The organism is Marinilactibacillus psychrotolerans, assembly GCF_900101525.1.
GTDB classification, from domain to species: domain Bacteria; phylum Bacillota; class Bacilli; order Lactobacillales; family Carnobacteriaceae_A; genus Marinilactibacillus; species Marinilactibacillus psychrotolerans.
The window spans coordinates 23,152-35,849 of record NZ_FMZD01000024.1; the positions used below are offsets into that span (position 1 = coordinate 23,152).

At 35.3% G+C, this 12,698-nt stretch carries 10 protein-coding genes; 3 read left to right on the top strand and 7 right to left on the bottom strand.

Translation table 11 applies throughout. The features are described from left to right. Positions 1–40: 40 nt before the first annotated feature. The 5 genes from ganQ to BLT22_RS10750 all read right to left on the bottom strand — a co-directional run bounded on the left by ganQ (position 41) and on the right by BLT22_RS10750 (position 6,120). On the bottom strand, positions 41–889 hold the full coding sequence (gene ganQ / locus BLT22_RS10730; protein ID WP_091763177.1) for a galactooligosaccharide ABC transporter permease GanQ: 849 nt from the start codon (positions 887–889) through the stop codon (positions 41–43). 3 nt (positions 890–892) lie between these two features. Further along, positions 893–2,149: a sugar ABC transporter permease gene (locus tag BLT22_RS10735; protein ID WP_091763179.1), complete on the bottom strand. Its 1,257-nt coding sequence runs from the start codon at positions 2,147–2,149 to the stop codon at positions 893–895. Positions 2,150–2,231: 82 nt separating this feature from the next. Next, a complete protein-coding gene (locus BLT22_RS10740; protein ID WP_091763181.1) occupies positions 2,232–3,503 on the bottom strand; it encodes a sugar ABC transporter substrate-binding protein in 1,272 nt (423 codons plus the stop codon). A 246-nt stretch (positions 3,504–3,749) separates the two neighbouring features. Next, on the bottom strand, positions 3,750–4,742 hold the full coding sequence (locus BLT22_RS10745; RefSeq protein ID WP_091763183.1) for a LacI family DNA-binding transcriptional regulator: 993 nt from the start codon (positions 4,740–4,742) through the stop codon (positions 3,750–3,752). Between the two features lie 79 nt (positions 4,743–4,821). Beyond that, positions 4,822–6,120, bottom strand: coding sequence for a DUF2399 domain-containing protein (locus BLT22_RS10750; RefSeq protein ID WP_091763185.1), 1,299 nt, complete (start codon positions 6,118–6,120; stop codon positions 4,822–4,824). Positions 6,121–6,410: 290 nt separating this feature from the next. On the opposite strand from BLT22_RS10750, the gene BLT22_RS10755 reads away from it, so the two are divergent. Continuing rightward, a complete protein-coding gene (locus BLT22_RS10755) occupies positions 6,411–8,612 on the top strand; it encodes a S8 family peptidase (protein ID WP_091763187.1) in 2,202 nt (733 codons plus the stop codon). A 62-nt stretch (positions 8,613–8,674) separates the two neighbouring features. Here BLT22_RS10755 and BLT22_RS10760 read toward each other — a convergent pair whose 3' ends face one another. Continuing rightward, complete coding sequence (locus tag BLT22_RS10760; RefSeq protein ID WP_091763189.1) at positions 8,675–9,007, bottom strand: hypothetical protein; 333 nt, start codon at positions 9,005–9,007, stop codon at positions 8,675–8,677. 178 nt (positions 9,008–9,185) lie between these two features. After that, on the bottom strand, positions 9,186–9,668 hold the full coding sequence (locus BLT22_RS10765; RefSeq protein ID WP_236048828.1) for a GNAT family N-acetyltransferase: 483 nt from the start codon (positions 9,666–9,668) through the stop codon (positions 9,186–9,188). 128 nt (positions 9,669–9,796) lie between these two features. Between BLT22_RS10765 and BLT22_RS10770 the strand changes: the two genes are divergently transcribed. Beyond that, positions 9,797–10,765, top strand: coding sequence for an ABC transporter ATP-binding protein (locus BLT22_RS10770; RefSeq protein WP_091763191.1), 969 nt, complete (start codon positions 9,797–9,799; stop codon positions 10,763–10,765). After that, positions 10,765–12,285, top strand: a complete 1,521-nt coding sequence (locus BLT22_RS10775; RefSeq protein ID WP_091763193.1) for an ABC transporter permease/substrate-binding protein — start codon at positions 10,765–10,767, stop codon at positions 12,283–12,285. Before BLT22_RS10770 ends, BLT22_RS10775 begins: the two co-directional genes overlap by 1 nt. Positions 12,286–12,698: the final 413 nt, after the last annotated feature.

The window sequence follows — 12,698 nt, forward strand, 5'->3', positions numbered from 1 at the left end:
CTATTATCCTTTCTGAGCTAACCTATCATTATTTTGTATGTTACCCTTTGGTTCCACCTGATGTTAATCCTGAAACAAAGTGCTTTTGTAACAGTAAGAAAGCAATAGCCACAGGTATACTAATCAAAATCGCACCAGCTGCAAAGGTTGTATAACTCGCACCTTGTTTTTGATTTACTAAGTCATAAAGGCCCAAAGGCAGTGTGTACGTTTCTGGGGATCTTAAGATTGTTGAAGATAGAATAAAGTCTCCAAGTGGACCCGTAAAACTATTCATCGCTACCACTGCTAGCATTGGTCTAGCTAAGGGAAGCAATATTTGCCAAAAAATTCTAGTATTTCCTGCTCCATCAATACGAGCACTTTCATCTAATTCAAATGGAATCGAATCAAAATACCCTTTCATTAAATACGTATTCATCGGAATCTGACCTCCTATATATAACATAATGAGTAGCCAATGATTATTCATCATGCCTAGCATTTGAGCCAACACATATAGGGCGATCAGAGCAGAAAATTGTGGAATCATCTGTAGTAACAGAAACAGAATCAACCCATTTTTTCTTCCTTTAAATCTGAATCGGGAAAAAGCATACGCTGTAAAAGATACACAAATCAAGGTACCTAACATCGTGAACAAACTAACCTTCATTGAATTTAAATACCAAGTAACATACTGTAAGCTTGACTCTCCTGCAAAGAGCCTTTTATAGTGAAATAACGTAGGATTATCTGGGATCATTTTTGTACTAACTAAGCTATTTCCAGGATTAAAGCTTGCACCGATCGTCCATAATAATGGGTAAATAATTATGACCATTACCGCTATTAATAATAGATAGGAGAATAGGAGTCGGGTCCGATTACTTTTTTTTGAAGCTATCATTTACTAATTCACTCCTTTAAATGATTTTGTTCTTCTAAACTGCCATAATGCAATAGTGATGACAAATATAGATAGTAGTATCGTTAATGCCGCAGCTAACGCATACTGACTTGAAGTCATCGTTAACGAATAGATCCATGAAACTAAGATGTCCGTTCCACCAGCATTTGACCCAGCAACCGCTGGTCCACCACCATTAAACAGATAGATAATGTTAAAGTTATTAAAGTTAAATGTATACTGTGTGATAATGATTGGAGATATGGAGATAAAAATCAATGGTAACGTGATGTTTTTGAATTTTTGAATAGCAGATGCGCCATCAATAATTGCGGCTTCATATAAATCATCTGGAATCGATTGTAATACTCCAGTAGTCACAATGAATACATAAGGGAAACCTAACCATCCTTGAATTAAAATCAATGCTACCCTAGTCCAAAACGGATTTGTTAACCACGGAATTGAATCGATACCAAGTGCAGATAAGATTTCAAGATTAATCGCCCCAAACGTTTCATTAAATAGTCCCGCAAATATTAGAATGGTAACAAACCCCGGAACTGCCCACGGCAAAACTAGTATTGTACGAATCAGTTTTTTAAATCTAAGATCTTTTTGATTCACCACAACCGCTAAGAAAATCCCAATACTCACTTGGAGTGTTGTAGCAACTAACGTCCAAATGATGGTCCAACTTAATACATCAATAAAGGTCGTTCGCCAAATATCTACTGTAAATATTTGAACAAACGTATCAAAACCTACCCAGCTAAATAAATTCGCTGGAGGTGAATTGTACAAATTATAGTTTGTAAATGCTAAAGAAAAACTAAATAGAATTGGAAAAATAACAGAAAAAATCAATAGTAATAAGGCTGGTCCACTAACTAAGTAAGGATACCCTTGTTCAATCAAATTAAAATATTGCTCTTTTAATGAGTACAAAGGTAACTTCTCATCTCGTCTCTGCCCTGTCTTATATGCATCTCTTAGATTAAAATAGTAAACGCCAATCCCTAAAGCTACTACTATAATGGCAAGAATTCCCTGAGCTAATAAAAATACAGAATTATCTCTTGGTACTTCTGTTCCTAAAGTAACCATTCCCCATAAGCCAATATTCAATAAGTCTGCAAAAATAAATCCATATGCTAAAGCTAAAATAATAAGACAAATCCCTTTAAGCCATTGCTTATTATAGAGCTGTCCCATTCCTGGTATGATTGAAAGCAATACTGCCTTTTTTTTATGCTGCATAACTACTATTTTCCTTTCTTACCAATTAACGAAGGTATCTCTTGCAAGAGACACCTTCGTTTCAGTTTGGTATGATTATTTTTTAATTTCCACTGTGATTAGCTTCAATTTGATTACGAATAGCTTCGACCGCACCATCTAATGCTTCTTTTGGTTCTGCTGAATCTGTCGCAATGGTTTGTAAGGCTGAATCTGCTGGAGTCCAAACTTCACTCATTTCTGGAATTCCAGGCATTAACACTGAATTACCTGATTGTTCAAAAATTGCTTGAGTAGAATCACTTTCAGTAATGACTGAATTATCTTCTAGCGCTTTGATTGCAGGCACTTCCTGAGTATTTTCATAACGAGTAAGCTGATTTTCTTCATTTGTTAACCAAAGCACTAATTCTTGAGCTAACTCTGGATGTTCTGAGTAAGAACTGACATTGTAACTCTTAACTCCTACAAATGAACTCATTGGTTCTCCATTTGATAGTTTTGGTAATGGTACAACACCATAGTCGATTCCAGCTTGTTCATAAGGACCTAAGTTCCATGGACCAGATATAACCGCTGCCGCTTTTCCTTCACTGAAAAGGGAATCCAAAACATTTATACCTTGCTCTCCAACGATCCCACTTGGGAATAACCCTTCTGAATAGAACTTTTGAATATATTCCGCTGCTTCGATAGCGCCTTCATTATTCAAACCAATATCTTCAACATCATAGTTGCCTTCATCATCCTGAGCGAAAATATATCCACCATATCCACCAATAATACTTTGTGCATAATAGATTTGGTCCCACAATGCTAAGAATCCATATGTTCCATCCCCTGTAATATTTTCTGAAAACTCATACCACTCATCTAATGTAGTTGGAAGGTTTTCTTCATCAACTAAATCACGGTTATAATACAGTAGGGTTGTTTCAACAGCATATGGAAGACCATAAACTTCTCCATCTACCATCTGTGATAGCATAGCAGATTCTGTGTACATATCTTGAACTTCTTGATTGACATCTAATGGCTTTATTAACCCTTCCGTTACTGCAGTACCAATACTATCATGAGGCATGGCGAATACATCTGGTCCAGTTCCTCCCGGTCCATCTAAACGCAAATCTTCCACATTGTCACCATATGGTCGTTCAATAACTTCAACCGTTACATCATGTTCTTCTTCAAAAGCAGTAATTGCCGCTTCTGTTCCGACTGACTTATCGATGTCTTCCCAAAGAACCAATGTAGCACCCTCGCTATTTTCAGGAGCAACTGATTCTTCACTATCAGACTCTCCTGGTCCACAACCTAATAGTATTGCATTGATGAGTACTCCACTACTTATAAGATAAAATTTACTTTTCATTTTGATATATTCCTTTCTCTAGTCGAAAGTTTTATTATTGTTTACGGGTTTAAGTATATTAATTATTTCAGTTAATGTAAACGGTTTAATTTTACTTTTTTAGTAAATTATTTTACCAAAAATTTAGAGGGAAATTTAAATAATATAAAACCCCATCAAACCAAGGGTTGAATTCCCTTGATTTGATGGGGTTTTATATTTGTTCGCTCTTCAGATTATTGGTTAATAGCAACTTTTGTTCCAGTCTCATCTTGTGGTTTTGCGAATAATCAAATCCGATTCTATGAAAAGTTTTTTCCTGTATTGGCGCTCTTCTAGGATTTGTTCTGATAATAACTTAAGTGCATTAGAGACTAATGCACTCATATTAATTTTAAACGTGGTTAAAGGGGGGGTGACATATTTTGCCAAACTAATATCATTTATGCTGATAATACTGACTCTTTTCGGAACTGAATACCCTCTTTTATTCAAGACTTGTAAACACCCCAACGCAATAGCATCCGACGCTACAAAAAAAGCAGTCGGCATCTGATCTTTCAATTCAAAAATAGCCTTTTCCATTAAGCTTACGCCGTTTTTAAAAGTAAATCCTCGACTCGTATAAATATACCGTTCGTCTAAAAAATTCATATCTTTCATTTTTTTCCTAAATTGTGTTTCTCTTATATCTGGAAAATCTGTTTCGCTGTCCCTATCTACAAATGTACCCCCAATAAATCCAATTTCATTATGTCCACTTTTTATAAAATATTCAATAGCATGATCTGTAATTTCATATAAATCTGGCCTGACAGAATCATATTTCGTTGCTTCTGGAGAGGTATCAATAAAGACGCCATTTTGAGTAACCTCTTTTAGAGTATTCAGTTCTTTTTCTTTAAAACTGCCTACCGCAATGAATCCTTGTATATTTTTTGGTACAACATCTATACCTTCTTCAATAGTGTAACAAGTAATTTCAATATTATATTTCTTTGCTTCATTTTCAATTTCTTCTCGCATTTCTCTAAAATAAACATCTTCTATTTCGGTTTCCTTGGTTAACCAATAAAGAAAAGCGATATTGAACAATGGAAATTCAAATGTTTTCTTTCGATATCCTAATTTTTTTGCTGACTCTAGCACTCTTTTTCTCGTTTTTTCTGCTACCGAGAGACTAGAATCATTATTAAGAATCCTTGAAACCGTAGTGATTGATACCTTCGCATCTTCTGCAACCTTTTTTAGGGTAGTCATGTCATCACCTCCCAATATATCATTCCTAATTTGGTTAAACATAAAGCTGATAAATTTATTATTTTAAAGATAGTTTAAACTATTGATAGTAATACTTCAATTCGCTAATCATGTCATCCAATAAGGCTTCTTGGTAAGCTGGATTTCCTCTATCTTTTATTTCATCTTTTAAGCACGCAAAAATATCCAAAGCAAATTGATCTAGTTTTTTCATGTCGTCTTGGTTGATCATTTCTTCATTAAACCGTGCTTTAAGATACGATGGTATGTCCATTTTCCAAGGTTGTGAATTTTCTGGATACCGCATTAATAGACGCTCAGCTCTTCTGATTCCGTCCGGCGTGATATCCCCACAATATCTAATCGTACATTCTTCTTCTACTAATCTATCAAGCAACTCTAAAGTAGCTAAATTGAATTTTCCTTGTGTGCAGATCATGGGTACATTAGGGACTTCATCTAGAATATTGGAAAAAATCACAGGGTTCTCAACAACCCATACCGTTTGATTCTCATTTGCAGGGTACGCTGCTACTATATTGATCAGCTCTCGCATTGGCACATTCATTACACTATGGGAATGTGCAGCAGATTCCCACATTGGATGATACCCCTCAATCGTCTCAGCATAGATATTAACCACTGTTGCAAAATTGGTAATATCGTCTCTTAAAATATTAAATTTCAGAAGTAGTCGATTGACTTCTTCATTACTACCGGGTATTTTAACTGGTTCAATCGCATGAAATCTTGCTTCTTCTGCAAATACATGCAGTAAAAGTTTACCTAATGTCGTATGTCGATCAAAAGCATGAGAGTCCCCTACAACAATTTGACTAAATAGAGACAACCTTAGAGGTCTATCCGGCAATAATCTCACTGCCTCTGAAAGGTGTAAGACATAATCTTCAAAAATACTCGGCGATTCTGAAACCAGTTGATAAATCCACTGACTATCGCCCGTTCCTCTCTTTAAATACTGAAACCACCCTATTAGCAATGCATACTCTCCTTCAAGATATTCAAAAAAGTTTTTCATATCTTGATGTGCATGAATAGATTTTTCGCTATCAATCTTAAGTATGTTATGAAAATAAGCGGTTAAAAAATCAGACAGCGTCATATCTAAGTCAAAAGTTGTTTGTAACTTTTTCTCAAATTCATTCAATCCAATATATCTATTCTCAGCAGAAGCATTTTTTCCTAAAAATGCTATTACTGGCTTTAATTCCTCCTTTGTAAATTCCGATACATCTATACGGTCACTTTGTTTTTTAGAAAAATCAAAATTGTTTTTGAATAATAAAAATAAGTGAAAAAAAATATTATTCTCTTTAAAATATTCTAGTGCCTTTTCAAGCGGAGTACGGTTTTCCATTGGGATTTACTTCCTTTTTTATTAATTATTATTTGCTTTAAATATAAACACCTCTGATTTAGCCATTTATCTTTATATTTAAAACTGAATTATCTTCATATTAGCCATAACGCAGCTTAAAAAAGTTTAAATATTAACAAAATTTGACAATCCAGTAAAATTTTTATAAAACAGAGGGTTTTCTTTCTATTATTATAACACGTCTATGATAAGATACTTTTATCAGTACATATATTTATATGAATAATTTTATTTGCTGAATTATTTTGTACTTTAAAGGAGATTTATTATTGAAGAAATCACTACTTAAATTCGGATCATTATTTTTACTTTCCTTACTTGTATTTGCTTTTATTATTCCTTCTTCTACTATATTAGCACAAGCAGAATCTAGTGATGAAGAAATGGTCGATATTATAGTTAGATACAATAATACGGTTCCGGATGAAGAAGAATTAGATCCTTCTTATAAAAATGTACGATCCTTAGATATTCTCCCTATACAGACTATGAGCGTTCCCAATTCAGCAGTTAAAGAAATTAGTAGTCAGAAGAATGTTAAGCGCGTTACTTTTGATCAAGAAATGACAACTTCTGAAACAAATAGAACACTTTCTGAGTATGACTGGAACAATGATTTAATTCATTCTTTTGATGCTTGGGATGAAGGTTATACAGGTTCAGGAGTCTCAGTAGCAGTCATTGATACTGGCTTTTACCCGCATCCAGATATTACCTTTGCTGGTGGTTATAGTATATTTGGCGATAAAGATCCTTATACTAGCGATACTGACGGCCATGGCACTCACGTAGCTGGCATATTGGCGGCTTCTCAAAACTCGCCAGCTCGAGGTGTAGCCCCTGGGGTAGAACTATACGGTGTCAAGGTTTATCCTAGTGGTAAAGGTCATTCCACATCAGCTAGTAATTTATTAGATGGTATTGAATGGGCTGTTAAAAAAGGTGTCAATATTATTAATATTAGTTCAGGCTATGAAGAGCCTAATGTAGATATTTACGAGGCTATTAAAGTGGCTGTTAATAAGGGAATACTCGTAATCGCTGCCAGTGGTAACATACAAGATGGCAATAATACTATTGATTACCCAGCTGCTCATGATGAAGTTGTTGCCGTTTCTAGCGTTGATAGAAACTCTGTTGCCGCTAGTGACTCAATGAGTTCTGAAAAAAATGAACTTGCCGCTCCTGGCGTAACCATATATGGGCTATCCAACTCTGGAGGCTATAAAAATCGCTCCGGAACTTCTCAAGCTACACCTCATGTTTCTGGACTCGCAGCGATCATGATGCAAAGATCTAAAGGTTCATTAACTGCGAGTCAGATCAGAAGTCAATTACAGAAAGAAGCTCTGGATCTTGGCGCTAAAGGTCGTGATAAAAATTACGGATACGGTCTAGTTCAATACGTATCTGAAGATAACTCACAAGGCTCTGATGATTCCAAAACTGGTAACTCTGGAGATGAATCAGAAGATCCGAGTGAAACTGATAATGGCAGCGAGGAAGAAAAACCAGCATCAAATACTCCAGATGATAACGCAGAAAACGAAAATAATGACGAAGATTCTGAAATTGAGAACCCTAGCGAAGAAAAAGCTGATAAAGATGACGAGCCTGAGGGTTCTGCAGAAACTGAAAACCCAGCTGATAATCCTGACTCTAGCGATGAGCAAGAAGTCGATGTTTCTGAGAAAGCTGTATGGATTCGACCTGATATTAACGAGAAATCTGCAGTTCTTACAAACGAAGATCTTGAATCAGTAGCAGATAATGGTGTACTGGCGGTTTCCTTTGATTATGCAATGGATGACATAGAACAGCTAGCTTTATCAGAAGATCAAATTAGAGAAATCAGAGAACGTAATATCAGCCTATTGATTGCTAGACCAGATATTGAATGGCTGATTCCAGCGAATAATTTCCAAAAAGGATCCGGTACTGTTAGATTTACAAAAACACTTACTAGTGATCCAGATCAAAAAGATTTAGCAAAAAGTGAGTTGTATCAATTTGAACTACTTGCTAATGATCAACCCGTGCATGATTTTAAAGAGGAAATGACTTATCGATTTTTCTCAGACCTAGCAGAAGTTGATAAAGACATGTTGTATCACTGGAACACTGATAGTGAAAAATGGGCAGAAATCGGAAAACTCTACTCAAACGGTGCATTGGTGGGGAAAATAAGCCAAACAGGAATTTTGGGGGTGTTTAGTCCTTCTGCTTTCGATGGAACTGCTAAAGAGGAAGATGAGGAAAAAGAAACCGAAGACAAAGAAGCGATAACCGCTACTGACACAAACTCTGATTCGAATGAAAGTTCAGATGATCAGGAGCAAGAAACCGAAGCTACTCAAGCTGGAGTTTCAGAATCATCAGACACCCCTTCTCCGCTTATCGTGGGAGGAATTGTTGTTTTACTTTCATTCGGTGGCGGCTTTTATTACTTTGGTGGAAAATCTAAACCCTGATCATGCAAAATAGCTTTTCAAGAAGAAAACCTTCTTGAAAAGCTATTTTCATATTAATTTTACTATCTGAAATTATAAGAATTTCTACGTTTCTTTTTATTTCTAAGGAAAAACGCAATAGGATTTAATATGCTCAATCCAAGAATAGCCAGATAAATATAAAACGAAATGGAGTCTCCTTTTAGAGAGAACTCTTCCAAAAACCAATTCTCTATTACAAGTAATGAACTTGCAAATACTAAATGTGTAATTGAAATCATCAATATTAGAAACATGTTTATTTTTGAATCTCTTCCTCTAGGAATCAGTGATAGAATTAAAAATAACACTAAAAATCCTAATACAATATAAAAAACCGGACGTAATTGTGTAAAAACTTCTATATTCGTACCCATTTTCCAACTCCTTTATTCTTTCAAAAGTACTCTATTGTCTATTTTACAGAGGCGTAACCCGAAACACAATATGCGTTTTACTTTCTTATTTTTATTGGATGATACACCCTTTAATGTCGCTGAAATAATCATTCTATAAGCGACTAAGTTTATCGGGCATTTTTTTGATATGAAATAATTATTCTGACAGTTTTTTTAGCAACCAAGTATCACAAGCACTATGTTCTGTTCCCTCTAAAGATTGGTCTATTTCTTTAAACCCATATTTTTTGTAAAGATTATTGGCTTTGTCTAATGAGGCAAAAGTCTCAATATATAGCTGACTGTAATGTAAATTAGCAAATTCTAGTATTTTTTTCATAATCAAATGTGCATATCCATGTCCTTGCTGTGAATCTATGATATACAGCTTTTGTAGTTCTCCAATATCCTTGTGAGAATTAAAGGGTCCTACACCTCCACCACCGATAACTTGTCCATCTTTTTCAAGTACCCAGTATTTGGCATTCCCTCTTTGATAGACGTCAAACAGTTTGAATAAATACGGATCATAATAGGCTGTCCCTTTCAAAGCTAGCCCCTTTGAAGCTAAACTACTTTGAACGATCTCCCCTATTATCTGATTATCTGGCTCTTCAATTTCTCTTAGTACGATAGTCATGATGCTTCCCTCCTTTAATTAATGAGTATAATTACGTCCCCAGTCATACTCAAGTCTTATTTATTATGATCTAACAAATAATTTGGTATACTGAATGATAACAGTAAATATCCTATAGGAGGATACAGATGATTAAATTTGAAAAAGTTTATAAGCGCTATGACGATAAAGCAGTCGTTTCAGACTTTACTTTAAACATTAAAGAAGGTGAGTTCTTTGTACTGATCGGGCCTAGTGGTAGTGGAAAGACTACTACTCTAAAAATGATTAATCAATTGATTAACCTATCGGAAGGGTACATACGAATTCAAGAGAAACCCATAAGCGATTTCGACTTACAAGAATTAAGGTGGAATATTGGATATGTTTTGCAACAAATTGCACTGTTTCCTAATATGACCGTTGAAGAAAATATTTTAATTGTCCCAGAAATGAAGAAATGGTCGGAAGAGGACATGGAAAATCGAGTGATAGAATTACTAGAAAGTGTGAATATGGATCCTGATAAATATAGACACAGACATATTTCAGAATTATCCGGAGGAGAACAACAGCGTATCGGCGTTATTCGTGCCTTGGCAGCCGATCCTGATATCATCCTAATGGACGAGCCTTTTAGTGCATTAGATCCTATTACTAGAAATAATTTACAAAAAGATGTACTCAAACTGCAGCAAAAGTTTAAAAAGACTGTCGTTTTTGTGACTCATGATATGCAAGAAGCCATCAGTCTAGGTGATCGAATTTGTCTCATGAACAACGGAAAAATTGAGCAAGTAGGTACAGCAAATGAAATTCTTAAAAATCCAGCAAACGATTTTGTTCGTAAATTTTTGCAAACCGGTCTTCCTCATTATCAAGAAGAAAAAATTGTTCAACATCTGATTGACGGAAATTATTATAGTACAACTGAGATCCCTGCTAATGCAACAATCTCAGTAGCAGATTCTGTCAATGACTTGATTATTCTACTTTCCAAAAATGAAGTCGTTCATGTAGAAAACTCTGAAGACTCATCACAAATCGTAATCAATAAAAATCATTTGCTCGACTTTCTTGCTTATGAGGCAACTTCTTCAAAGGAGGCTGAAGCATAATGAATACTCTAATAGAAACTTTCCAGCAGCGTAACGGTGCTTTTTGGACTGCACTAATCGAACATATGCAGCTCTCGTTTATTTCTTTATTAATTGCGGTATTAATCGCTGTTCCTCTAGGAATCTTACTAATTGAACATAGAAAAATAGCAGAACCAATCATCCAGATCACAGCTATCTTTCAGACAATTCCATCCTTGGCATTACTCGGTTTACTAATTCCCTTAATTGGGATCGGAACCGTCCCGGCTGTTATAGCTTTGGTTGTCTATGCTTTATTACCCATTCTACGAAACACGTATACAGGACTAATAGAAATCGATCCTGCCCTGGGCGAGGCAGCAGATGCAATGGGGATGAGCCGATTTAAAAAGCTTCGTAAAGTACAGATTCCAATTGCTCTACCAGTTATTATGGCGGGAATTAGGACAGGTATGGTCCTGATCATTGGTACGGCTACGGTAGCTGCCTTAATTGGCGCTGGCGGATTGGGGAGTCTAATCCTTTTAGGAATAGATCGTGGAAATAATGCCTTAATTATTTTAGGAGCTGTTCCTGCAGCCTTATTAGCAGTGTTTTTCGACTGGTTACTCAGTTATCTTCAAAAGACTTCTTTCAAAAAGACAATCATACTATTGAGTTCTGCTCTTTTCATTTTTTCAGGTATTGTATTCATTCCTATGCTGCTTAACGAGGAAGATGACATTGTTATTGCAGGAAAATTAGGACCTGAGCCTGAAATACTGATGAACATGTATAAATTATTGATAGAAGATCAATCTGATTTGAATGTTGGAGTAGAACCTAATTTTGGTAAAACTACTTTTGTATTTAATGCTTTGCAATCAGATGAGATCGATATCTATCCTGAATTTACTGGGACTGTCTTAGCTACATTTCTTAATGAAATTCCAGAACCTGGCGCTACAGAAGAAGATGTGTATAAAAAAGCAAAGACTGGACTTGATGAAGAATATGATATGCGCTATTTAGAACCAATGGAATATAATAACACTTATGCTTTAGCTGTTCCAAGTGAATTTGCTGAAGAAAATAATCTAGAAACTATCTCGGACTTAGCTCCAATAGCAGATAAAGTAAATGCTGGATTTACGATAGAATTCAACGACCGCGAAGATGGATATCAAGGAATTCAAGATCTCTACGGTATAACATTGGGTAATGTACAAACAATGGAGCCGCAATTACGCTATACTGCTATCGAACGTGGTGACATCAACCTTATTGATGCGTATAGTACTGATAGTGAGCTCGAACAATTTGATCTAACCGTACTTGAAGATGATCTGGATCTGTTCCCACCTTATCAAGGGGCTCCACTAATGAAAAATAGCTTGTTAGAGCAATACCCAGAAGTTGAAGAGATTCTCTCCGTTTTGAGTGGTCAAATCACTGATGATCAGATGCGTGCTATGAACTATCAAGTAAATGTTGAAGACCGCACAGCTGAAGATGTAGCTAAAGAATTCTTAACAGAACAAGAATTGTTAGATAATTAAATGGTGTTTTTTAACTTTGAAAACCTAATACTAGTGAGCGCTCACTAGTATTAGGTTTTCTTTTTTTGTGCTTTAATCAAAAAACCTTTTAAATATAAGCTTTTCATTTAATTAACTATTTTAAATTCAATAAATTTGCCATGATTTTTAATAACTTGAATTGTAAAATTAAGCTAGACGATTAAAAAGACCATATGTGGTACACTCATTCCAGATTTACAACCACGAAAATTAGGAGAGTGACCACAAATGGCCTACACCCATCTTACCATGGAAGACCTTGGATGGATAGAAACTTATCACACGATTGGACTATCTGCTTCAAAAATTGCAAATAAACTTGAACGATCAAAACAACCTGTCTGTAATGTAGTCAATTATCTTAAACAAGGATATACGATTCAAGATTACTA

Bases quoted from the DNA above. Each gene is read 5' to 3' on its own strand.
- ganQ (WP_091763177.1), bottom strand. From the start codon at position 889: ATGATAGCTTCAAAAAAAAGTAATCGGACCCGACTCCTATTCTCCTAT.
- BLT22_RS10735 (WP_091763179.1), bottom strand. From the start codon at position 2,149: ATGCAGCATAAAAAAAAGGCAGTATTGCTTTCAATCATACCAGGAATG.
- BLT22_RS10740 (WP_091763181.1), bottom strand. From the start codon at position 3,503: ATGAAAAGTAAATTTTATCTTATAAGTAGTGGAGTACTCATCAATGCA.
- BLT22_RS10745 (WP_091763183.1), bottom strand. From the start codon at position 4,742: ATGACTACCCTAAAAAAGGTTGCAGAAGATGCGAAGGTATCAATCACT.
- BLT22_RS10750 (WP_091763185.1), bottom strand. From the start codon at position 6,120: ATGGAAAACCGTACTCCGCTTGAAAAGGCACTAGAATATTTTAAAGAG.
- BLT22_RS10760 (WP_091763189.1), bottom strand. From the start codon at position 9,007: ATGGGTACGAATATAGAAGTTTTTACACAATTACGTCCGGTTTTTTAT.
- BLT22_RS10765 (WP_236048828.1), bottom strand. From the start codon at position 9,668: ATGACTATCGTACTAAGAGAAATTGAAGAGCCAGATAATCAGATAATA.
- BLT22_RS10770 (WP_091763191.1), top strand. From the start codon at position 9,797: ATGATTAAATTTGAAAAAGTTTATAAGCGCTATGACGATAAAGCAGTC.
- BLT22_RS10775 (WP_091763193.1), top strand. From the start codon at position 10,765: ATGAATACTCTAATAGAAACTTTCCAGCAGCGTAACGGTGCTTTTTGG.